This window comes from Winogradskyella sp. PG-2, assembly GCF_000828715.1.
Taxonomy (GTDB): Bacteria; Bacteroidota; Bacteroidia; order Flavobacteriales; family Flavobacteriaceae; genus Winogradskyella.
The window spans coordinates 1,595,488-1,617,209 of sequence record NZ_AP014583.1; the positions used below are offsets into that span (position 1 = coordinate 1,595,488).

The following is a 21,722-nucleotide window of genomic DNA, read 5'->3' on the forward strand; positions in this document are numbered from 1 at the left end:
TTTAAAGTCCTACTTTTTCAAGTTTCATTTTTTAATTATCCATTTATGAGCTCTAAATCTATTATCAGGGGACGTGGCGCCCAACAAAATAGCCACAATCGTTTTTTTGAACTATCGTACGAAATGCGAGATGATTTTCTTGAATTTTGTAAAAAAGAAGGTGAAGTTGCAGACAAAAACAAAACGCAATATCTTAATGTCTTTCCTAAAACCATAGTCAATAAAGTGACAAGCCCAGATGTTGGTATGGCATATTCTATGAATATGTATCAAGGCTGCGAACATGGCTGTGTTTATTGTTATGCGCGTAATAGTCATGAATTTCGGGGTTATAGTGCGGGTTTAGATTTTGAGCGCAGAATTTTGGTTAAAAAATCAGCTCCAGAACTTTTAGAAGCATATTTCAAAAAGAAAAGTTGGAAAGCACATCCTATTGTTATGTCTGGTAATACAGATTGTTATCAGCCAGCTGAGAAAAAGTATCAATTAACTAGAAAATGTTTAGAGGTATTTTTAAAATATAAGCATCCAACAGCGATTATAACTAAAAACTCCTTAATTCTAAGAGATTTGGATATTTTGGAAGCACTTGCCAAGGATAATTTAATTACAGTGAATATTTCTATTACGTCATTATCTGAAGATACTAGGCGAATTTTAGAACCAAGAACAGCAACTATAAAAAGAAGACTCCAAGTTGTAAAGGAATTAAGCAACAAAGGAATACCTGTAAATGTTATACTAGCACCAATTATACCATCTATAAATAGTCATGAAATTTTGCCAATGGCAAAAGCTGTTTCAGAATCTGGCGCTTTAAGTATTGCTCATACTATTGTAAGGTTAAATGGAGCTATTGGAGAGATTTTTACAGATTGGATAAAAAAAACAATGCCAGATAGAGCAGATAAAGTCTTACATCAAATTGAAAATTGTCATGGAGGAACTTTAAATGAAAGTCGATTTGGAGTGGGAATGCGAGGTGAAGGACAAATAGCTCAACAAATTAATGATCTCGTTAGGTTAGCTAGGTTAAAATATTTTAAGGGCAAGAAAATACCAAAACTTAACACCCAATTACATGAGCCTTATAAAGATGGCCAAATGAAACTATTTTAAGCAATAAAAGTGGGCTTTAGGAAAGACCACTTTTAATTAAAAATAAAACTAAATATATGAATAAAATTTATAACTTAAAGTTTTCGATGTATACTCTTTCGTTAGTTTTAACGGTAGCTGTATAATCTCCTCGAAGTGTTTCATCGAGTTTGTAAATACGGTTTAAAATCTTATTTCCCTTCACAGTATCTGTGTGTATAAGCTCATTTTCATAGTAAAATTCTATTGTCATTTCATTAGAATCAAAAGCTATTTTTGATATAAATACTTTAGAATCTTCAACTCTAAATACTGGCTTATATATCTTTTCTTTAGAATCTTTTAAATAGGTAACAACACCATCTTTTATAAGTATTTTATTGATTTCAATTACAAAATCTCTATTTATTTCGATCTTATAGACACCATCATCTAGCTGATTAAAGTTAAAGATACTCGTAAGATTTCCGTTATAATTTATACGTCCACTGTAAATAATTTGCCCAGAAGCATCAGATACAGAAATAAGGTTCCCTTTTTTTACATTATTAATTGTAGGTACAACTTCTAATGTCTCGCTTGCGTAGCCTGCGTATGTTCCTAACACCACTGCTACTACTAAAATTTTCTTAAATAATTTTTTCATTTGTTTCATCTTTTTGGGGTTAAACTGAGTTTTGATTTTGTCTTTATTATGTTTTGTTTAATTAATATGATTTTGACTTTTTCAAAAGATCAGCGTCACGTGATTTAACACTTCAAAGGTATATGAGCTTTAGTTAGTAGAAAACAACAAGTTTGGCATGTTTATATATTTAATTAACCGTATAATTCTGAAATACAGTTAGTTGTGTTAATATATTACATAAAGCTGTTAATTTTATATATGTTTAAAAATTTGAGTTTATAATTAATTCAATAAATCATATTTATACTATAATATAGATTGAACAAAAACTTATTTTTTAATTAGAAAAGTACTGAGGAAGGAAAATAGCTTAAACAAAAAAAGTGGGCTCCTGAGAGCCCACTTTTCACTAAATAAAAAACTAATATATATAAACAACAATCTATATTCTAAAGTTTTCGATTCACATTTTGGTTTTAGACTCTTACTGAGTGTTTTAATACCTGAAAGTGTTTAATCGATGTTTATGCAAATTGTTACTACAAATATATAGCTGTTTCAGCTTCTATAAAACATCAATTTTAGCAATTTTGTATTCAAAATTAACCCTTAATGTAAGTGTATTTAAAAATAAGGTACATATTAAACACATTTTTGATAATTTTGCATATATTTTGATTTCAAATTGACGTAACTTTGTATTAGCAAATAGATTATGAGTACAAGGAAACCTACTTTAGAAAAAATCAGCCCTGAATTTGGAAGTTCTATCTTAGTTAAGAAGCACAAAGATGATGCTTTCGAGGTTGGTGTAAAGCCTTTTTGGCATTTTCATCCCGAAATTGAATTAGTTTATGTTAATAAAGGAAAAGGGACTAGACATATTGGAAGTCACTTGTCTTACTTTAATAATAGTCAGTTGTTGCTTATAGGTTCTAATTTACCACACAATGGTTTTACAGATCGATTAACCGTGAATGGTTCTGAGACTATTGTACAATTTAGATCAGAATTTTTGGGAGAGAATTTTTTTGATATCCCAGAAATGGATGGTATTAATAAATTGTTTGAGCGTGCTAAGAATGGTATTTTATTTGGTGTAAAGACTAAAAAGAAGATTGGACAGAAAATTGAAAAATTATCTGAAAAAGAAGGCTTTAAAAAGATTCTAATTTTATTAGAGATTTTGCATGGACTTGCAAAGTCTGATGATTATACAGTTTTAAATGCAGATGGTTTTGCTTTTGAAGCAGAACCACAGGATAGTGCTAAAATAGATATTGTTTTTAAGCATATTAATAAAAACTTTCAAGAGCATATTAGTTTAGACGAGATTTCGGATAAGGTTAGTATGACGGTTCCTGCATTTTGCCGTTATTTTAAAAAAGTGACTGGAAAAACATTCACTAAATTAGTTAATGAGTATCGCGTGGTCCATGCTACAAAGCTTTTATCAGAAAGTCAGATGAGTATTACAGATATTAGTTTTGAGTGTGGTTTTAATAATTTTTCACATTTTAATAAATTATTTAAGGAGTTTACAGGGAAGAGTGCGTCTAAGTACAGAAGTGAACTAAAACTAATGGTACAATAATAGACTTTCAATTTATGGACGATAAAATAAATATCGCAATCAATTATTATACAACAAAAGGAGAAGAAATTTTGAAAGCTGTTAATTCGAGAGCTAATTTAACTGCAGATGAAATTATTAGTTATGGTGAAGAAATGGCTGTGATAGAATATAAATTAACGGCTTTAGAAGTAGCAAAAGAAAACTAATCTATTTTTTACCTTCCCACTCAGCATAAAACTGTTTCAAAAAGCCTTCCATATATTTATGTCTATCTGAAGCAATTCTTCGTCCGGTTATAGTATTCATTTTATCTTTTAGAAGTAATAGTTTCTCATAGAAGTGATTGATGGTTGGTGCATTAGCTGCTTTATACTCAGCTTTAGTCATTTTGAGATTTGGAGCAATTTCAGGATTAAAAAGAGGTCTATCTTTAAACCCACCATAATTAAAACAACGTGCTATACCAATGGCTCCTATAGCATCTAGGCGATCGGCATCTTGCACGACCTCCATTTCTTTCGAACTAAATGATGGATTTAAATCAAATGAATTTTTAAAAGACATATTCTCGATAATCTGAGTAACATGCTCTATAATTTCGCTATCAACATTATGTTTTAAAAGAAATTCGCTAGCAACTCTTGGGCCAATAGTTTCGTCACCATTATGAAATTTAGAATCAGCAATATCATGTAAAAGAGCAGCTAAAGAAACTACTGTAATATCAACAGGTTCGTGTTTTGCGATTAATAATGTATTTTTATACACACGTTCAATATGAAACCAATCATGCCCTCCTTCGGCATTTTTGAGTTCGTTTTTTACGAAATTAATTGTTGCCTCTATGATTTGAGATTCAGGAATTTTCATGGTAAAGATTTAAGCAGGATCTACCCATTTAAATTGAAACGAATTTTCAGGAATTTTCATGCGTTCAGATAAACGATACATCCTTGGTGGTAACTTCATTAAATAGTCTCTAGCTTTTTCAGCCTCCTCATTTAAACCAGTTATGTTTCCTATTTCCCATCTGTTAATTAGCTTTTGTAAAATATCTACATAGTCGTTAGAAGTATAAACGCCTATACGTTGTGCAGTGTTAGAAAATTCTTCGAATGCTGTACCAATCTTATTTCCAGACTCTCTTAAAAAATGCGCTGGCATTGCAATTTTTCGTTTCATCATATCATGGAAGGCCATCATCATCTGACTTGGGTCCACAGCAAAAATACGTTCAACAAACTCTGAATAAGCATGGTGATGACGCATTTCATCTCCCGAAATAATTCTGCACATCTTAGCTAGCTGCTTGTTTCCTTTCTGCTTGGCAATTTTTGCAACGCGATTATGAGAAATATAAGTTGCTAATTCTTGAAAACTAGTGTAGACGAAGTTTTTGTATGGATCTCTATCTGTACCAATGTCAAAACCATCATTGATTAAGTACTGTGTGGTTTTTTCCACTTCTTTCATGTTAACACGTCCTGAGAGATATAAGTATTTATTAAGCACATCTCCATGGCGGTTCTCTTCACCTGTCCATTGACTAACCCATTTAGACCAACCATTGCGTCCTACTTGATCAATACCTTCAACATCCATAAGCCAAGATTCATAGCTAGGTAAAGCTTCTTCTGTAATCATATCACCAACCAATACTACCCAAAAGTCATAAGGTAATTCTTTAGATAATTCTCTTATTTCCCTTACTTCCTCGTAAAATGTATCTTTAGTTGAATCTGGTAAGAAATCTGTAGGTTGCCAGATATCCTCAACGGGAATTAAGTATTTTTGAATAAGAGATTCTACATCTTTTTCAAGATGTTGCATTACCTCTAATCTTACATTTTTCAAAGACATGTTGATGGTATTTTGTTAGTTAGTTTTGAATGGATTCAACAATAGTTTTTTCTACCTGAAGAATTAATTCGGTCTTATCGGTAAAGTTAGCCAATTCTATAGGCTTATGTACCTTAAATTTAATATGATTTCCAATTCCCATAGGAAATTTACCATAACGTAGCATTTTCCATGAATTATTAACTGTTATTGGAACGACTAATGCAGATGGTGCTTTCTTTATTAAGATTTCGAGACCTTTAGTCTTAAAAGGTCTTGGGTTGCCATCCTTACTTCGGGTACCTTCAGGGAAAATTACAGCTGCTCGGTTGTGTTCTTCAATATATTCACCAAATTTCATCATGGCTGGTAAAGCTTGACGTGGGTTTTTACGATCAATTAAAATAGAACCTCCATGTCTTAAGTTATAAGATACACTAGGAATACCTTTGCCTAACTCTTTTTTAGCAACAAACTTTACATGGTGCTTACGTAAATACCACATAATTGGTGAAATGTCGTACATACTTTGATGATTAGAAACTATAATTAAAGGTCTAGCCTTATCAATATTATGAGGGTTTTTAAATGTAAATCGTGTCCCTAAAACATTAAGACAACGCATTAGCGAAAACTGTAAAGCATCTACGCTTTTTTTATGAGCATCATAACCAAAAATATTAAAGCAAAACCATTGTATTGGATGAAAAACACATAAAGTTAGACCAAAGCAAATAAAATAAAGGACTGTTAGAGGGTAAGCTAATATTTTTTGCATGGCATAAAATTAAAAAACCACGATGAAAATCGTGGTTTAAATTTTTAATATTTCAAAGATTTCTAGCAATGCTCATTGTAAGCATCCATAAGATTCTCAGAAATTAGTTCTGCAGGACGACCTTCAATATGGTGACGCTCTAACATATGTACTAATTCTCCTTCTTTAAATAATGCCATACAAGGTGAGCTTGGAGGAAAAGGAATCATATATTCTCTTGCTTTATCTGTAGCTTCTCTATCTACACCTGCAAAAACAGTGACAAGATTAGTTGGTCTTTTGGCGTTTTGCAAACTCATACGAGCTCCTGGCCTAGCATTTGCAGCTGCACAACCACAGACAGAATTTACAACCACTAAAGTTGTTCCTTCTTTTGCTAATGCATTATCGACAGCTTCTGTTGTATGTAATTCTTCAAAACCAACGTTTGTTAAATCCTCACGCATTGGTTTTACTAATTCTGCTGGATACATATTTATATTTTTTTTGTTAATCTAATTTGAATGGCAAAGATAAGTTAAAAAAGTGTGTAGTAATTAGTATTCAGTAAGCAGTTTAAATGCAACTATTCTGATTTTCAATAGTAACAAAAATCCAAATTTATCTACTAACAAATAGTATATTTGAATTTCAACACATAATAAGATAACGCATGAGTTTTGCAAAGTGGATAGGAGGCGCTATCGGTTGGTCTTTTGGAGGACCAATTGGCGCTATAATTGGTTTAGCATTGGGAAGTTTTGTAGATAATATATCTGGTAACGGAACACCATTATTAGGAGAGCAACAAACGAGAAGATCACGACAACGTAATCCATATCGCCAACGCCCAAAACAAACAAGAAAGGATCAAAGACCACGAACACAATCGGGTGATTTTGAGGTGAGTTTACTGATTTTGGCTTCTATAATTATCAAAGCTGATGGTAAACAAGACCAACGCGAATTAGATTTTGTACGTCAGCAGTTTACAAATATGTATGGTAAACAACGTGCTAACCATGCTTTTGAGTTGTTTAAGCGTATTAGTAAGCAAAACATATCGATGCGTCAGGTTTGTTTACAGATTAAGAAAATGATGGATCACGCTTCACGTTTACAATTACTGCATTTTTTATTTGGTATAGCTAAAGCAGATGGCCATGTTGCTGAAGTAGAGATAAAACAGATTTATACTATGTCTGGTTATTTAGGAATTAGCAGTAAAGATTTTGAAAGTATTAAAGCCATGTTTTATGACATGACGAATAATGCTTATAAAATATTAGAAGTTAACAAATCAGTTTCTGATGAAGAAGTGAAACGTGCTTATCGAAAAATGGCAAAGAAATACCATCCAGATCGTGTAGGACATTTGGGTAAGGAGCACCAAGAAGGAGCGGAAGAGAAGTTTAGGCAAGTACAAGAAGCCTATGAGCATATTCAGAATGAAAGAGGGTTTAAATAGTATTTATGTATTGGCTTATAGGAATAATTATCGTATTCGCTCTAGCTTTTGTTATTATAAAGCTAACCATAAATTCTAAAGAAAATCCAGATTCTAGCCTAGGAATTTTAGAACATTCAAGCACGTTTAAAAAGCAAGATATTGAGATGGTTGATGATAGTTTGAAAAATGATACACCTGGAAATTTATTTAATAATAAATAAATTTCTAAGTACTAATTCAAACTCGCAGCTACTTTTTTGACATAAGCAGAAGCGGCCTCACTTGCACTTTCAGGATTGTCTATTTTACTAGTAACTATAGCTACTAATTGTTTGTCATCTTCAGCCTTTAAATCATAAACTGTAGTTTCTAAAATATAGACTTTAGATGTTCTTTCAGTTATGGTTTCAGGAACATAATTTCCAAGTGTTGTCATTGACATTGGGTGTCTGTAATAAGTATAAAAACCACCATAGTATCTCGGATAATACCCATAATAGTTTCCGCCTTCATAATAACCACCGTTTCTCTCTAATCTTGTTTCTTCTTGATAATCTTTCATTACAGTTAGAACAACACCATCAAAGCCTTCAGCTTCTAATAATTTTTTGATTTTTCCTTTATTACTTTCAGAGGGTTTTTCGTTAGGCTTCATATCACCAAACTTTGAATAACTCGCAGTAGCACTATATCCTTTAGATTGCATTTGTTTAACAATTTCGTTCTCAAAAGTTAAACGAGCTTGCTTGTTTTCTGAACGTGCAACAACTAAAAAGTTCCTGCTCTTTACATCAGAAACCTCTTCACTTTTCCATGAATCTAAAACTTTTACGCTTGAACAGCTTTGAAATGCTAGTATAGAGATAAAACAAATTAAAAGATATATTGACTTTTTCATAATGGTTAGTTTTTTAATTGATAAATATAAGTTAAATTAACCTCTAAACAAAAAGAAATCATCTTTCATATCTTCAATTTGTGTGTCTTCGTTAGTGATGATATAATCAATGGCTTTTGAAGTGAATTCATCACCTTTTTGGGTAAGAGATACAATGTTATTTTCAATCAGAATCATATTATTTTTTTGAGCTAAATCTAAGACGCTTTTAGAACGCACTTTTTGCCAATTGATATGTTCGTTAAGATGTTTTACATGGCGCTCAGATTCTTCATCATGATTTTTTAAGTGTAATAAAAAGGTGAGTAAGGATACTTCAGTACGTTGTTGTCTTTCTCTATAAAGTACTGCTATTATGCCTTTTGTCGGAGCAAATAAGTAGACCATTAGAAAAACTAATCCAAGTACTGTAGTTATAGAACCAGCTATTGAAGCATCTAACCAATGCGCAACCCAATACCCAAAAATGGCACTAAAAGTTCCAAACCCAATAGCTAAGCCGAGCATCTTTTTTAAATCTTTGGTCAATAAATAGGCAGCAGCAGCAGGAGCAATCATTAAAGCGACAACAAGTATAGCACCTACAGCATCGAACGCTCCAACTGTAGTAACTGAAGACACTGACATTAGTCCATAATGCATAATCGCTGGTGAAAACCCAAGAGATGCAGCCAAACCTTTATCAAAAGTGCTCACTTTTAATTCTTTAAAAAATGTAAATAATAAGGTTACTGTAATCAGGAGAATGGTACCCACAATCCAGAATGATTTAGGACCAACATCTGTTCCACCAATTACTAATCTATCAAATGGAGCAAAAGCTAATTCGCCAAGCAATACAGCATCGACATCTAAATGTACATCATTAGCGTTTTTAGCAATCATAATAACTCCAATACTAAATAATGCAGGAAATACCAAACCTATGGCAGTATCTTCTTTTACCAATCCTGTTTTTTGAATATACTCAACTAATATTACTGTAATTATACCTGTTAATGCAGCAAGAAGAATAAGTAACGGTGAATTTAAATCGTTAGTAATAAAAAAACCAATGACGATACCAGGTAAGATAGAGTGGCTTATGGCATCACTTATCATTGCCATTTTTCGAAGCACTAAAAATGTACCAGGAATCGCACAAGCCACAGCAACTAAACTAGCAATAAGTTGTATTTCTAATTGCGCACTACTCATCCTCAGTTGTTTGTTTATTATAAAGATTAGCGGCTATATCAAACCCAGTTTCAGTTAAACTCCACATATTGCCATTAATCTGAACATAATCTTTATCCACTAATTTTTGAAGCGAAGACTTTGTATATCCTTGAAAGTTATTTAGTAATCGAATAGCGTGCGGATGCGAAATATCTTCATGCGTTTCTGCTATATTATGCATAAAAGCCAAGGTTTTATGTAATTCTAAATCGCGACGATTTTTTATAAATCGAATCTGCTTAAATAGTAAACCTCTACTTGGTGAAAAAATAAATGAAAAGACTACAAATACGGCTGCGACCAATACTATCACTGGTCCAGTTGATAAGTTGTTTTGACTAGCACTTATAGCTGTACCAACAACACCAGAAAATGCTCCAAAAATTGCTGCTAAAAATACCATTACAGCTAAACTATTAGTCCATTGTCGTGCAGCAGCAGCAGGTGCTAAAAGCATAGCACTCATAAGAACAACACCTACAGTTTGTAAACCAAGAACGATGGCTAATACAATAAAACTGGTTATTAAAATATCTATAGTTTTGGTATTGAGCCCAAGTGTTTTAGTATAATCTGAATCGAACAATAGAATTTTGAATTCTTTCCAGAAAGTGAGCATAACGATTAGGCAAATACCTGTGACGATTGCCATCATCCAAACATCACTTTCAACTAAAGTTGCGGCTTGCCCAAATAAATATTTGTCTAAACCAGCTTGATTGGCATTGGGTTGCTTTTGAATAAATGTGAGCAGTAACATGCCGAACCCAAAAAATAAAGACAAGATTAAACCTAATGCTGTATCAGACTTTAAATGTGTTTTAGTCACAATTCCTCGTATCCAAAAGGTTCCAATGAGACCGCTTACCAAAGCACCAAGAAGCAATGTATTGCTGTCTTTAGCTCCAGTGATTAAAAATGCAATAGCAATTCCTGGCAATGCAGCATGTGAAATGGCATCACCAAGTAAGCTTTGCTTTCTGAGCACAGCAAAACTTCCCAACATACCGCATACTGCACCTAGAATAGCAGTACCAAGTGTTATGGTTCTGAGTGTATAGTCTGTAAAGACAAGTTCTATGTATTCAATGAAGTCTATAGCTTTTAGTTTTTAATTGGTGTACAAATCTCAATAAGAAAACCATTAAGATCTCTTAAGTAGCCAACTTTTTGCCCCCAAGGTTTTTCAATAATACTTTCATATTCAACAGCACCTGCGTCTATTGCTTTTTTAAAGTCTGCTTCGATATTTTCTGAGGTAAAAGCCATTTCAATACCATTTGGTTTTTCAGTCAATGTTATTTTTTTGAACCCTTGTTTAAAATTAGAATTACCTAATACATATGAAGCAAAAGTAATTGTAGTTTCCCCAGAAATTAGCTCGCCATAATCAGCTTCTGGAGTTAAAAACTTTTTTTGAAAACCAAAAGCGTTCGCATAAAATGTAATTGTCTTTTCAACATCTTCGACATATAGTATGGTATAGGCATATTTCATAATATTACTCTTGTATACTTACTTTATAATTAATGCCGTAAGTCTTTGTTAGGTTGTCATCATTAAAGATATCCTTTACAGGTCCTGTTGCAATTTTCTTTACGTTTAAAAATGTAACCCAATCAAAATATTCTGGAACGGTTTGTAAATCGTGATGAACGACAATAACTGTTTTACCTTCTTTTCTGAGTTCTTTTAGAATATTTATTATAGCAATTTCGGTTATTGCATCTACACCTTGAAATGGCTCGTCCATAAAATAAATAGAAGCATTTTGAACTAACGCTCTAGCCAAAAATATACGTTGTTGTTGCCCTCCAGATAGTTGACTAATTTGCCTGTTTTTAAAAGGCAGCATTCCCACTTTTTCTAAAGCTTCAAGCGCTGCTTTTTTCTCTTTTTGACCTGGTCGTTTTATCCAGCCTAAACTGCCGTATGTTCCCATTTTCACAACATCTAGAGCTGTTGTTGGAAAATCCCAATCGACGCTTCCTTTTTGAGGTACGTAAGCTACCAACTTTCGTTGCTTTTCGTAAGATTTTCCGTAAATACTAACACTTCCGGCAATTGGGTCTAAAATGCCTAAAATAGCTTTTATAAGTGTGGATTTTCCTGCTCCGTTTGGTCCAACAATAGCCATTAGCACTCCTTCAGGAATTTCTAAATCGATATCCCAAAGTACAGGCTTGTAGTTATAAGCTACAGTTAAATCGTCTACTTTTACTGCTATAACTCCTGCTAAAGTAGGGGTCTTATTATTTCTAGCTTGTTCTTTCATAATTTTATTTCTATTCATTTTGTCTTGATACAAAACGAACCAAAAAATCACGATCAAAATTAGGAAATTGCTAAAGCACCATTCACTTTCAGAACTTAGTGCTTGAGGCTTTGCCTCACATGTTCGTTCTTTCGTTCATTATTTCTGAATTTTGATGTTCAATTCTTTGAATTGATTTAGGACATTCACTTTTGCTGTTTTCTGTCCTTTTGGGTTTATTATTTCACTAATCACTTCAAAGCACCAACAATTGTGTTTACGTTATACTCAAACATACCAATATAAGTACCTTCGATGGTCCCTTTAGTTCCTAATGCATCTGAGTAAAGCGTACCTCCAATTTCAACATTATGACCTTTAGATTTTACGGCTGCCTGTAAGGCTTCAATAGTACGTTTTGGCACTGAACTTTCAACAAAAACAGCTTTAATCTGTTTTTCTATAATAAAAGCAGACAGTTTTTGTACATCTTTAACACCAGCTTCTGTTGCTGTGGATAAGCCTTGTAAGCCTACAACTTCAAAATTATATGCTTTACCGAAATAGTTAAAGGCATCATGTGCTGTAACTAAGATTCGATTTTCAAGAGCGAGTTCGGCAATTTTAGCATTTATGTTATCATTTAGCGCCTTTAATTCCAATAAGTAGGCGGTCATATTTTTAGCATAGATTTCAGCATTTTTTGGGTCCTGTTCTGCCAATACCTTTGCCACCTTTTCTGCAAATATTCCAAAGTAGCTAATATCAAACCAAACATGTGGATCATAGTTAGAGGCAAAATAATCTGAGCCAATTAAGGTGCTTTTATCTAATTCGTCAGCTAAAGCAATTGGTGTTTTAGTTGCGCTTCCCATTTTTTCAAAAACTTCAATAAGCTTTCCTTCTAAATGCAGACCGTTATAAAAAATGATATCTGCATCTACCAGTTTAGAAACATCTCCTTCGCTAGCTTTATACAAATGCGGATCTACACCAGAGCCCATTACACCTTGTACATTAACAGCATCACCACCTATGTTTTTAACCAAATCAGTAATCATGGTCGTAGTAGTGACGATATTTAATTTTCCGTCGTCTTTAGGTTCATTTTTACAGTTTGTAAAACTTTGAACTAAGCAGATTAAGAAAAAGATTTTTCTCATTTATTTTAAAATTTAAATTCTACGTACTAAAATAGTACTTTTAAAAAGCTGACTTTAGAAGTCACCAAACTTAACACCTATAAACAGAGTTCGTGGTCTGTTGGGACCATAAATATAGTCTGAATCTCTTGTTGCGCCAGTATCAAAATCACTTTGGTAACTGTCAAAAAGGTTCTGTACACCTGTACTTAATTCAATATGAAAGTTCTCTTTCACATCAAAATCATAGGTAAACTTCGTTGTTAGATCAAAAAAAGATTCAGAATTCACTAAATCTATAAAGCCAGAGTCACTTACAACATGAGGGACTACCATTGTACCTGTATAATTTCCTGTAACGTCTAATTTAAACGCTTTACTTATCTGCCAGTTAGACGTTAAAAACCCATAGACATTTGGGGTTCTTACAAATTCATCTATGATAACATTTTGTTCATCTGGAACTGAACCATCAGCTTCAAACAACACTTGATCTTCTTTATAAATTGATTTTTGAAATGTAGCGCCAGCCTGAAAAAACAATGAGCTAATAGGTGAAACACTTAATTCAATATTGGCACCAGCAACGTATGCACCTGAACCATTTCTAGATTCCTCTAAAATAGAACCATTTGGTAGAGATGCTCCTGTACTAACAATTGTAAAAGGATCAGTTAATGACGTATAGAAGCCTTCAACCAAAAGATTAGTTTGCGTTGTATTAAAATCTTTTGAATAATCAAATGATGCAGTAAAGGCATCTGAAAATTCACTTTTTAGATTTTCAGATAGAATGACAAAACGTTGTTCTCCACCCACAGAAGAAATATGTAAATCTTCATTAAAAGCCTGTGGTGCTCTAAAACCTCTAGCATAACCACCTCTAAATTGAAGTTTGTCAGTAATATTATATAATAAAGTTAGTCTTGGACTCAAAATGGTTTCTGAAACGTCTGAAGTGCGCTCTATATCTTGAATCGTGTAAAATCCATCAACTTTTATATGATCTAAACGTGCTCCTAGAAGCGCAGTAAATTTGTCATTTGGTTTCCATTCATATTGCCCATAAACGCCTAAACTATTTACTTTTTGATCAACCAAGCGATTATAACCAGGAATAGTGTCATCTGTGTTGTTACGCTGAAATTCTATTCCTGTTGTAATAACATTTCTATTTTTAAATTCATGTTTAAACTTTGTGCCTATAACAAAGGCAAAGTCTTTTGTGTTTCCAAAAGCATTATTGGCTGCAGCAATATCTTCGGGTGATGTTCCTCCACCCAATCCTCCGTAATAACTGTCTCTATTGGTATATTGTAAAGATGTATAGGTACTCAATGTATTGGTGCGAGCATCATTAAATAATTCGTAGTCTAATCCTGAAAATATAGTGTTGTGGTCTAACTCTTCAGTGATATTGGTAAATTGAGGTGCTAGATCTAGTTGATCACCACCACGTCTATATTCCCTAATTGCAGTAAAGTCTAGTCCGATTCTACTATTATCATTTGGTCTTAAAAATGCCTTTGCTCCAAGAGAATTGTTTTCTAATATGGTTATTTCACTGTAGCCATCGCCATTGGCATCAAACGCGTCACGATTTCTATATATACCGTAAAGTGTGATTCCACTGGTTAAATCATCACTGACGATAGAACCATTTATATTAACATTACGATCTGCAGTTTTTCCGTCTATCAAAGCCAAAGTAGAACTGACTTCCCAACTATCGTCAGTAGGTTCTTTTGTAATAACATTTATGGTTCCGGCAATAGCATTTGATCCAAATAGTGCTGAACCACCACTGCGAACTACTTCCACACGATCTATAATACTTACAGGGATTTGTTCTAAGCCATAGACACCATTTAATGCACTGAATACAGGACGACTATTAACTAAAATTTGAGTGTATTGTCCCTCTAAACCATTCATACGAACTTGGGTAAATCCACAATTTTGACAGTTGGTTTCTACACGTACACCAGGTTGGAAGTTTAACCCGTCTGCTAATGAGGATGCTTGAGTAGCGCTAAATAATTTAGGACTTAAAACTTTGACAATAACAGGTGCTTGTTTTTTACTAATTCTATTTCTTGTAGCACTCACAACAACTTGGTCTAAGCCTAAAATGTCTTCAATAAGTGTGAAATTGACAGTTATATTTGTTCCTGAAACAAGATTGATAGATTGTTGCTGTGTGCGATAACCTATTGATGTTACTTCTAAAATGATTTCACCTTCAGATAGGTTTAATACATACTTACCCAGATCATCCGCATTAGTACCTTGTGCACTATTTTTTACTGTAACACTTGCATAAGGAATAGGTAAACCATTTACGGTAATTTGACCAGACACTTTAACTTTTGTGTTCTGAGCAAACAGCAGTGTACTTGAAAAAAACAAACATAAAAGCATCATATGATTCATGCAAAAAAATAGATTTTAGTTTTGTAGAATATAAAAATTAGACAAATCTAAAAATATGTTTTAAGATAAAAAAATTTATCTTTGTTTAAATTGTAATGTCGTGACTTTAGCAGAAGAGAATTATTTAAAGGCCATTTATCATCTAGAGCAAGAATTTAAGAGTGGTGTTTCTACAAATGCACTTGCAAAAGAGATGAATACTAAGGCTTCGTCAGTAACAGATATGGTAAAAAAGTTAGCCGAGAAGCAACTGCTAACACATGTACCTTATCAAGGCGCCACACTTTCTGAAAGTGGACGAAATTATGCTGTAAAAATTATTAGAAGACACCGGCTTTGGGAAGTATTCTTAGTAGAAAAGTTGAACTTCTCATGGGATGAGGTACATGAAGTCGCTGAGCATTTAGAGCATATTAAATCAGAAAAATTGATTAATGAACTCGATGCGCTTTTAGAGTTTCCAACACACGATCCTCATGGTGATCCTATACCAGATAAAAATGGAAACTTTAAACATATAGATAAAATAATTTTAGCGAAAGCCGAAATAGGAAACCGCTATAAATGTGTTGGTGTAGATGATACGTCCACTAATTTTTTAAAATATCTCGATAGCAATAATATTGCACTTGGCACTATTATTACTGTAATTCATAAAGAACCTTACGATAATTCTATAAAAATAGAATTAGAGGATAAAGACATTGTTGTTTCTCAGAATGTGGCTAAAAATTTGTATTTAAAAAAAGTTTAAATCTCTTATAATCTATAATGCTTTATAGATTTTGTCACACTAATATTTTTTTAAAGTCTATTATATTGAGAACTATAATAGTTACAAAAATGGTATTATGAAATCAATTCAATTTATGATGCTCTTATGCATTACTTCATTTTTTTATTCGCTGAATGCACAGGTACAGATTGTTAAGGATTCAATGAGTGTAATTACACAGATCGGTATACAGGAAAAAGCAAACTTTAATGATTATGAAATAAAATTTGAAAAAGTAATTACGGATTCTAGATGCCCTAAAAAAGTAATGTGTGTTAGAGATGGCGAAGCGTATGTATTAGTTTCGATTTATAAAAACGGAAATTTTATCGAGGACAAAAAAATAAGGATTGATGCTAGTGGCTATGTTATGGAATCTAATAATTTGGCTTATGATGCTAAAGACTTTAAAATTTATGGATTTGCATTAACACCTTACCCAGAAGATACAAATGATATTAAGAGTAAAGACTATCAATTAGAAGTTGTGTTTCAACCAAAAAGGTTAGAGTAATTAGAATTCTTTTTTAAAGAGATTATCTAGTGACAACCACACTCATCATCAGTTCCACAACCTTTTGCAGCTTTTTTCTTTGGTTTCCAAATAAACTTTCGAACTAAAAATACAAGTGCTAAACTTAGTGTAGCAACTACTAATATATTTTGAACAACTGTATTCATCTATTTTAACATTTGAAAAGCAATTAATGCTACAATATACGCAAAAGCGCTCATTACTACGAGTTGATATATTGGCCATTTCCATGAATTCGTCTCACGTTTTACAATAGCTAGTGTGCTCATACATTGCATGGCAAAAGCATAAAACAAGAGCAACGAAATACCAGAAGCTAAGTTAAATACTTTACTACCATCGCTGTAAACCTCTTGTGCCATTCGATTTTTTATGGTAGACATGGCTTCATCTTCATCTTCTATATCATTAGCACTCCCGATACTGTAAATCGTAGCTAAAGTCCCAACGAAAACTTCACGTGCGGCAAAAGATGTTACAAGACCAATTCCTATTTTCCAATCGTAACCTAAAGGTTGAATTACAGGCTCTATGGTTTTACCTACAATACCAATATAAGAATGTTCCAATTTGTGTTCTGCAATCAAATCATTTTGTTCATCCTGAGATAGATTAGGATAATTTTGTTGAACAATATTTTCTGCATTGTTGAATTGTTCTCCTGGACCATAGGATGCTAAAAACCATAATACAATAGATATGGCTAAAATGATTTTACCAGCTTCAAAGACAAATGTTTTTGTTTTTTCTAAAACAGTTAGCGCCACATTTTTAAATAATGGCACTTTATAACTTGGCATTTCTACAACAAAGTAAGACTTACTTTTAATCTTAAGTATTTTATTGAGAATGTAGGCTGAAAAAACTGCGGTTAAAAACCCAATAATGTATAGACTCATTAATGTTAAGGCTTGATAACTTAAACCTAAAAAAGTTCCATCTGGAATAACCAAAGCAATAATTATCACATAAACAGGTAGTCTTGCTGAGCAAGTGGTAAATGGTGTTACAAGAATTGTGATTAGGCGTTCTTTCCAACTTTCTATATTTCTTGCTGCCATTATTGCCGGAATTGCACATGCATTTCCTGAAATTAATGGTACTACACTTTTGCCACTTAAGCCAAAACGTTTCATAATATTATCCATTAAAAAGACAACGCGACTCATATAACCACTTTCCTCTAAAAGTGAAATGAATAAAAACAAAAAAGCTATGGGAGGAATAAAAACCATAATACCACCAATACCTGCAATAATACCTTCAGCTAATAGATTAGTGAATGCACCTTCTGGTAAAGTGCGCTGCACCCAATTTGCTAAATTAGAAAAACCAGCATCTATTACATCTGTTGGATAGGTTGCCCAATCATAAACTGCTTGAAACATTAAAAGAAGGATGCCAAAAAAGATAACATAACCCCAAATTTTGTGAGTTAGAATTCTATCTAGTTTAATCCTTAAATCCTTTGCTGAATTTAAATCTATGGTTTGCCCTTTTTTAAGAGTGTCATTTATAAATTGATAGCGCTTAATCGTTTCCTTTTGTTGAATACGCTTTAAATCTGTTTTAGACTTTGTTTTAAAGTTGGCAACAGCATCAATAGTATTCCTATCTGTTTTACCAAAATTAACATCTTGGGTAATGACTAACCAAAGTTTATATAATAATTGATTGGGAAATGCTTTTCTTAAATCATCAAAGTAAGTTTTGTCAATTGAAGAAGCATTCATACATGGTTTTGTGGAAAGCTCTTTAAAATTTGAGATGCGTTCTTTTAAATCAGAGATACCTTTGTTTTTTCGTGTACTGATTAACGCAATTTTTGTTTCTAGTTGTTTTTCTAAAAAAGGAATATCTAAGGAAATGCCTTTATACTCCATTCGATCAGACATATTAATTACTAAGATTGTTGGTATTTCTAAATCCTTAATCTGAGTAAATAATAATAAGTTACGTTTTAGGTTCTCAACATCACTAACTACAACAGCAACGTCAGGAAAATCTTTATCATTTTTGTTTAGAAGTAATTCTATAACTACGTTTTCATCAAGCGAAGAGGCGTTTAAGCTGTAAGTACCTGGTAAATCGATAATGTGAGCCTTTACACCACGTGGTAGTTTGCAAATTCCTTCCTTTTTCTCAACAGTAATACCAGGATAGTTACCCACTTTTTGATTGAGACCTGTTAAAGCATTAAAAACAGATGTCTTCCCAGTGTTAGGATTCCCTATTAAAGCAACATTAATCTGCTTACTCATTACTGGTCTCTATTTGAACGTGAATAGCAGTCTCTTTTCTAATCGCTAAATGAGAACCGTTAATATTTAAATACATTGGATCTGCAAAAGGTGCAACTTGTACTAATTCAACAGAATTTCCTGGTAAACACCCCATTTCAAGAAGTTTTAATGGAATATGAATAGACGATACATCAGTGATGATACCTCGTTGTCCTCGTTTTAAATCTGCTAATGTCAAGCGCTTCTTATTTAGATTGATTTTAAAGAAGCAAAAGTAGGGGAAATTATTTACTGTTAAAAGAGAGATAATAATTATTTAAAGACTTTTAACTTTTTATGAACCTCCAAAATATTTTAAGGTTTCGATATCTTCTAATAATCTATCAATTTCATCAGGATCTGTTCCATCATAAAACCCTCTGATTTGGCGTTTTTTGTCAATTAGCAGAAAATTTTCTGTATGAATCATATCATACTTATCAGCATTTCCTTGGGTCTTCACAGCCAAATAACTTTTCCTAGCTAACTCATAGATTTGTTTTTTATCCCCTGTCACTAAATTCCATTTACGGTCAATGACCCCTTTTTTATTTGCATATCTTTTTAGCTGTTCCACACTATCAATTTTTGGTGTTACTGAATGCGACAATAACATAATATCATTATCACTAATAATCTCTTTTTGAATTTGGTGCATGTGATCTGTCATAATAGGACAAATGGTTTGGCATGTTGTAAAAAAGAAATCAGCAACATAGATTTTATCTTTATAAGTGTCTTGTGTAATTACTTCGCCATTTTGATTTAATAAACTGAAATCAGCAATTTTATGATATTTAGATTTGTGTTGAACGGTACTATCTACTAATTCTTCGCTTACACTAGACGGATTCCATATTGGTAATGGTTGTTTTACATTTAAAACATTATATATAATTATAATGATGATGATACACAAAACGGAAAAGAAAATACCGAAGTTTTTATACCCCTTGAAAAAGGAAAGAAAAGACATTGTTTAGATGTTTAATTTTTGAAATACAAAGGTACGATTCAAGTGAATTTCTCAGAATTTTTTTAACACAATAATCTTAGCAATATCACTCAATAGATAAATTACAGTTAAATTTCATCGAATAGAAATGCATTTATTTTCTAAGTTGCTTTAAAACCTTACTTTTGTCAATCGAAATTTGAAAATGACTACATGGAATTTGTAATAAAGATATCTCAATTTTTACTCAGTTTATCCTTGCTTATTGTATTGCATGAGCTTGGACACTTTATACCAGCAAAATTATTTAAAACAAAAGTTGAAAAGTTTTACCTCTTTTTTGATGTAAAATACTCGCTTTTTAAAAAGAAAATTGGTGATACCGTTTATGGTATTGGTTGGTTGCCACTTGGTGGTTATGTAAAGATTGCGGGAATGATAGATGAGAGTATGGATAAGGAGCAGATGGCTCAACCTCCTCAACCTTGGGAATTTAGATCTAAGCCAGCTTGGCAAAGACTTATTATTATGCTTGGAGGCGTCACTGTAAATTTCATTTTAGCTTATGTAATCTATGTTGCTATATCTTTTGCTTACGGAGATTCTGATGTAAAAGTTGATAGTTTAAAAGATGGCTATTGGATTGACAATCCTGCATTAATAGAAATGGGTTTTAAAACAGGAGATAAGGTTTTAGCTATAAATGATATACCAATTATAAATGATTCTGATATAGGCTTTAATCTTATAAGTGCTGAATCTATTACTATTAATAGAGCAGGAGTAGAACAAACTATTGATTTACCTGAAGACTTCTTAGGAAAATATTCTGCTAGTAAGAGTAAACGAAATTTTGAATATCGAATACCATTTATGGTAGGGGAAGTTGCAGATACGTCTTTAAATGTCTCTAAAGAGCTAAAACAAGGGGATGTCATTACAAGCATAAATGGTAAGGAGTTAAGATACTTTGATCAATTAGACAATATTACTTCTGAATTAAAAAATACCACTGTAACGGCAGAGATTTTAAGAGAAGATGATACCAAGATAGTTAAAGAGTTAGCTCTAGATGCTGATGGTAATTTTGGTATAGTTCCTTATCGTCATCCTAAACGTTTTGCAGAATTAGGTTACTACGATATTTTCAGAAAAGAATACAGCTTTGGTGAAAGTTTTGCAGCTGGTGGACGAAAATTCACTAAAACAATAACAAATTATTTTGATCAGTTAAAAGCGATCTTTAGTCCAAGTACGGGAGCTTATAAAGGCTTAGGTGGCTTTAAAGCTATATACGATCAATTTCCAAGTACATGGAGTTGGTCCTATTTTTGGGGATTGACAGCGTTTTTATCTATTATGTTAGCGATTTTAAACTTACTACCAATACCAGCCTTGGATGGAGGTCACGTTATGTTTTTATTATTCGAAATGATTACAGGTCGTAAACCAAGTGAAAAGTTCTTAGAACGTGCTCAAGTAGTCGGATTCTTTATTTTAATAGCGCTTGTTCTTTTTGCCAATGGTAATGATATTTATAAAGCAATAACTAATTAAAAATTTACGTTTAGAGTAGTAAAAAAGTAATATTTCATTTGGTGAGAATAAAAAAAATGAATTATATTTGCATCCGCTAACGCGAAAAATAACCTTCCTCTTTAGCTCAGTTGGTTAGAGCATCTGACTGTTAATCAGAGGGTCCTTAGTTCGAGCCTAAGAAGAGGAGCAAACAAAGCCATTACGAAAGTAGTGGCTTTTTTGTGTTTCATTAGCATATAAAAGTGATATTTTCTATCCAAGAAATTAAACCTTTAGTAGTGTTTTGAGTCTAAAAGCAAGTTATATTGCATAACTTGGATTTTTAAAATTAGTAAGTGTCATC

General features: G+C 32.6%; 24 protein-coding genes and 1 tRNA gene. 9 read left to right on the forward strand and 16 right to left on the reverse strand.

What is annotated here, in order from left to right; genetic code table 11:
- Window positions 1–45 precede the first annotated feature (45 nt).
- On the forward strand, window positions 46–1,119 hold the full coding sequence (locus tag WPG_RS07000; RefSeq protein ID WP_045470823.1) for a PA0069 family radical SAM protein: 1,074 nt from the start codon (window positions 46–48) through the stop codon (window positions 1,117–1,119).
- Between the two features lie 67 nt (window positions 1,120–1,186).
- Here the strand turns inward: WPG_RS07000 and WPG_RS07005 are convergent, their stop codons facing one another.
- Window positions 1,187–1,744 carry a hypothetical protein gene (locus WPG_RS07005; protein WP_144374432.1) on the reverse strand — a complete coding sequence of 186 codons (558 nt, stop codon included), beginning with the start codon at window positions 1,742–1,744 and terminating at the stop codon, window positions 1,187–1,189.
- 697 nt (window positions 1,745–2,441) lie between these two features.
- Between WPG_RS07005 and WPG_RS07010 the strand changes: the two genes are divergently transcribed.
- Window positions 2,442–3,320 carry an AraC family transcriptional regulator gene (locus tag WPG_RS07010; RefSeq protein ID WP_045470827.1) on the forward strand — a complete coding sequence of 293 codons (879 nt, stop codon included), beginning with the start codon at window positions 2,442–2,444 and terminating at the stop codon, window positions 3,318–3,320.
- Window positions 3,321–3,334: 14 nt separating this feature from the next.
- On the forward strand, window positions 3,335–3,508 hold the full coding sequence (locus WPG_RS18190; protein WP_171817163.1) for a hypothetical protein: 174 nt from the start codon (window positions 3,335–3,337) through the stop codon (window positions 3,506–3,508).
- Window position 3,509: 1 nt separating this feature from the next.
- Here WPG_RS18190 and WPG_RS07015 read toward each other — a convergent pair whose 3' ends face one another.
- The 4 genes from WPG_RS07015 to WPG_RS07030 form a co-directional block, all read right to left on the reverse strand.
- Window positions 3,510–4,172, reverse strand: coding sequence for an HD domain-containing protein (locus tag WPG_RS07015; protein WP_045470829.1), 663 nt, complete (start codon window positions 4,170–4,172; stop codon window positions 3,510–3,512).
- 9 nt (window positions 4,173–4,181) lie between these two features.
- Window positions 4,182–5,162: an acyl-ACP desaturase gene (locus WPG_RS07020; protein WP_045470831.1), complete on the reverse strand. Its 981-nt coding sequence runs from the start codon at window positions 5,160–5,162 to the stop codon at window positions 4,182–4,184.
- A gap of 19 nt (window positions 5,163–5,181) precedes the next feature.
- Window positions 5,182–5,919: a lysophospholipid acyltransferase family protein gene (locus tag WPG_RS07025; RefSeq protein ID WP_045470833.1), complete on the reverse strand. Its 738-nt coding sequence runs from the start codon at window positions 5,917–5,919 to the stop codon at window positions 5,182–5,184.
- A gap of 62 nt (window positions 5,920–5,981) precedes the next feature.
- Window positions 5,982–6,392, reverse strand: a complete 411-nt coding sequence (locus tag WPG_RS07030) for a BrxA/BrxB family bacilliredoxin (RefSeq protein WP_045470835.1) — start codon at window positions 6,390–6,392, stop codon at window positions 5,982–5,984.
- Window positions 6,393–6,571: 179 nt separating this feature from the next.
- Between WPG_RS07030 and WPG_RS07035 the strand changes: the two genes are divergently transcribed.
- Window positions 6,572–7,366 (forward strand): TerB family tellurite resistance protein, encoded by a 795-nt coding sequence (locus WPG_RS07035; protein WP_045470837.1) that lies wholly within the window; start codon window positions 6,572–6,574, stop codon window positions 7,364–7,366.
- Window positions 7,367–7,371: 5 nt separating this feature from the next.
- On the forward strand, window positions 7,372–7,569 hold the full coding sequence (locus WPG_RS07040; protein ID WP_045470840.1) for a hypothetical protein: 198 nt from the start codon (window positions 7,372–7,374) through the stop codon (window positions 7,567–7,569).
- An 11-nt stretch (window positions 7,570–7,580) separates the two neighbouring features.
- Here the strand turns inward: WPG_RS07040 and WPG_RS07045 are convergent, their stop codons facing one another.
- The 7 genes from WPG_RS07045 to WPG_RS07075 all read right to left on the reverse strand — a co-directional run bounded on the left by WPG_RS07045 (window position 7,581) and on the right by WPG_RS07075 (window position 15,284).
- Window positions 7,581–8,246, reverse strand: a complete 666-nt coding sequence (locus WPG_RS07045) for a hypothetical protein (RefSeq protein ID WP_045470842.1) — start codon at window positions 8,244–8,246, stop codon at window positions 7,581–7,583.
- A gap of 36 nt (window positions 8,247–8,282) precedes the next feature.
- The gene (locus tag WPG_RS07050) at window positions 8,283–9,443 is read right to left on the reverse strand and encodes a metal ABC transporter permease (RefSeq protein WP_045470844.1); all 1,161 of its coding nucleotides are present in this window, start codon (window positions 9,441–9,443) and stop codon (window positions 8,283–8,285) included.
- The gene (locus WPG_RS07055; RefSeq protein WP_084221538.1) at window positions 9,436–10,563 is read right to left on the reverse strand and encodes a metal ABC transporter permease; all 1,128 of its coding nucleotides are present in this window, start codon (window positions 10,561–10,563) and stop codon (window positions 9,436–9,438) included. The genes WPG_RS07050 and WPG_RS07055 overlap by 8 nt, the downstream gene beginning before the upstream one ends.
- 5 nt (window positions 10,564–10,568) lie before the next feature.
- Window positions 10,569–10,961, reverse strand: coding sequence for a VOC family protein (locus WPG_RS07060; RefSeq protein ID WP_084221539.1), 393 nt, complete (start codon window positions 10,959–10,961; stop codon window positions 10,569–10,571).
- 4 nt (window positions 10,962–10,965) lie between these two features.
- Window positions 10,966–11,739 (reverse strand): metal ABC transporter ATP-binding protein, encoded by a 774-nt coding sequence (locus tag WPG_RS07065; RefSeq protein ID WP_045475304.1) that lies wholly within the window; start codon window positions 11,737–11,739, stop codon window positions 10,966–10,968.
- A gap of 230 nt (window positions 11,740–11,969) precedes the next feature.
- Window positions 11,970–12,881, reverse strand: a complete 912-nt coding sequence (locus tag WPG_RS07070) for a metal ABC transporter solute-binding protein, Zn/Mn family (RefSeq protein ID WP_045470850.1) — start codon at window positions 12,879–12,881, stop codon at window positions 11,970–11,972.
- 54 nt (window positions 12,882–12,935) lie between these two features.
- Window positions 12,936–15,284 (reverse strand): TonB-dependent receptor, encoded by a 2,349-nt coding sequence (locus tag WPG_RS07075; RefSeq protein ID WP_231850266.1) that lies wholly within the window; start codon window positions 15,282–15,284, stop codon window positions 12,936–12,938.
- Window positions 15,285–15,393: 109 nt separating this feature from the next.
- Here WPG_RS07075 and WPG_RS07080 point away from each other — a divergent pair, with 109 nt between their 5' ends.
- Both WPG_RS07080 and WPG_RS07085 read left to right on the forward strand, forming a co-directional pair.
- Window positions 15,394–16,047, forward strand: coding sequence for a metal-dependent transcriptional regulator (locus tag WPG_RS07080; protein WP_084221540.1), 654 nt, complete (start codon window positions 15,394–15,396; stop codon window positions 16,045–16,047).
- Between the two features lie 97 nt (window positions 16,048–16,144).
- Complete coding sequence (locus WPG_RS07085) at window positions 16,145–16,582, forward strand: hypothetical protein (RefSeq protein ID WP_144374433.1); 438 nt, start codon at window positions 16,145–16,147, stop codon at window positions 16,580–16,582.
- A gap of 26 nt (window positions 16,583–16,608) precedes the next feature.
- Here WPG_RS07085 and WPG_RS18050 read toward each other — a convergent pair whose 3' ends face one another.
- The 4 genes from WPG_RS18050 to WPG_RS07100 form a co-directional block, all read right to left on the reverse strand.
- A complete protein-coding gene (locus tag WPG_RS18050; protein WP_144374434.1) occupies window positions 16,609–16,749 on the reverse strand; it encodes a FeoB-associated Cys-rich membrane protein in 141 nt (46 codons plus the stop codon).
- Complete coding sequence (feoB, locus tag WPG_RS07090) at window positions 16,750–18,864, reverse strand: ferrous iron transport protein B (protein ID WP_045470856.1); 2,115 nt, start codon at window positions 18,862–18,864, stop codon at window positions 16,750–16,752. It lies immediately after the preceding gene.
- Window positions 18,857–19,084, reverse strand: a complete 228-nt coding sequence (locus WPG_RS07095) for a ferrous iron transport protein A (protein ID WP_171817164.1) — start codon at window positions 19,082–19,084, stop codon at window positions 18,857–18,859. The genes feoB and WPG_RS07095 overlap by 8 nt, the downstream gene beginning before the upstream one ends.
- A gap of 96 nt (window positions 19,085–19,180) precedes the next feature.
- Window positions 19,181–19,861, reverse strand: a complete 681-nt coding sequence (locus WPG_RS07100; protein ID WP_045470860.1) for an SCO family protein — start codon at window positions 19,859–19,861, stop codon at window positions 19,181–19,183.
- A 192-nt stretch (window positions 19,862–20,053) separates the two neighbouring features.
- On the opposite strand from WPG_RS07100, the gene rseP reads away from it, so the two are divergent.
- Together rseP and WPG_RS07110 are read left to right on the forward strand one after the other, a co-directional pair.
- Entirely contained in the window at window positions 20,054–21,397 is a 1,344-nt protein-coding gene (rseP, locus tag WPG_RS07105) for an RIP metalloprotease RseP (RefSeq protein WP_045470862.1), read from the forward strand.
- A 95-nt stretch (window positions 21,398–21,492) separates the two neighbouring features.
- Window positions 21,493–21,566, forward strand: a tRNA-Asn gene (locus WPG_RS07110).
- Window positions 21,567–21,722 lie beyond the last annotated feature (156 nt).

Coding starts and splice junctions, on each gene's coding strand:
- WPG_RS07000 (WP_045470823.1), top strand. CDS start 46: ATGAGCTCTAAATCTATTATCAGGGGACGTGGCGCCCAACAAAATAGC.
- WPG_RS07005 (WP_144374432.1), bottom strand. CDS start 1,744: ATGAAAAAATTATTTAAGAAAATTTTAGTAGTAGCAGTGGTGTTAGGA.
- WPG_RS07010 (WP_045470827.1), top strand. CDS start 2,442: ATGAGTACAAGGAAACCTACTTTAGAAAAAATCAGCCCTGAATTTGGA.
- WPG_RS18190 (WP_171817163.1), top strand. CDS start 3,335: ATGGACGATAAAATAAATATCGCAATCAATTATTATACAACAAAAGGA.
- WPG_RS07015 (WP_045470829.1), bottom strand. CDS start 4,172: ATGAAAATTCCTGAATCTCAAATCATAGAGGCAACAATTAATTTCGTA.
- WPG_RS07020 (WP_045470831.1), bottom strand. CDS start 5,162: ATGTCTTTGAAAAATGTAAGATTAGAGGTAATGCAACATCTTGAAAAA.
- WPG_RS07025 (WP_045470833.1), bottom strand. CDS start 5,919: ATGCAAAAAATATTAGCTTACCCTCTAACAGTCCTTTATTTTATTTGC.
- WPG_RS07030 (WP_045470835.1), bottom strand. CDS start 6,392: ATGTATCCAGCAGAATTAGTAAAACCAATGCGTGAGGATTTAACAAAC.
- WPG_RS07035 (WP_045470837.1), top strand. CDS start 6,572: ATGAGTTTTGCAAAGTGGATAGGAGGCGCTATCGGTTGGTCTTTTGGA.
- WPG_RS07040 (WP_045470840.1), top strand. CDS start 7,372: ATGTATTGGCTTATAGGAATAATTATCGTATTCGCTCTAGCTTTTGTT.
- WPG_RS07045 (WP_045470842.1), bottom strand. CDS start 8,246: ATGAAAAAGTCAATATATCTTTTAATTTGTTTTATCTCTATACTAGCA.
- WPG_RS07050 (WP_045470844.1), bottom strand. CDS start 9,443: ATGAGTAGTGCGCAATTAGAAATACAACTTATTGCTAGTTTAGTTGCT.
- WPG_RS07060 (WP_084221539.1), bottom strand. CDS start 10,961: ATGAAATATGCCTATACCATACTATATGTCGAAGATGTTGAAAAGACA.
- WPG_RS07065 (WP_045475304.1), bottom strand. CDS start 11,739: ATGAAAGAACAAGCTAGAAATAATAAGACCCCTACTTTAGCAGGAGTT.
- WPG_RS07070 (WP_045470850.1), bottom strand. CDS start 12,881: ATGAGAAAAATCTTTTTCTTAATCTGCTTAGTTCAAAGTTTTACAAAC.
- WPG_RS07075 (WP_231850266.1), bottom strand. CDS start 15,284: ATGATGCTTTTATGTTTGTTTTTTTCAAGTACACTGCTGTTTGCTCAG.
- WPG_RS07085 (WP_144374433.1), top strand. CDS start 16,145: ATGAAATCAATTCAATTTATGATGCTCTTATGCATTACTTCATTTTTT.
- WPG_RS18050 (WP_144374434.1), bottom strand. CDS start 16,749: ATGAATACAGTTGTTCAAAATATATTAGTAGTTGCTACACTAAGTTTA.
- feoB (WP_045470856.1), bottom strand. CDS start 18,864: ATGAGTAAGCAGATTAATGTTGCTTTAATAGGGAATCCTAACACTGGG.
- WPG_RS07100 (WP_045470860.1), bottom strand. CDS start 19,861: ATGTCTTTTCTTTCCTTTTTCAAGGGGTATAAAAACTTCGGTATTTTC.
- rseP (WP_045470862.1), top strand. CDS start 20,054: ATGGAATTTGTAATAAAGATATCTCAATTTTTACTCAGTTTATCCTTG.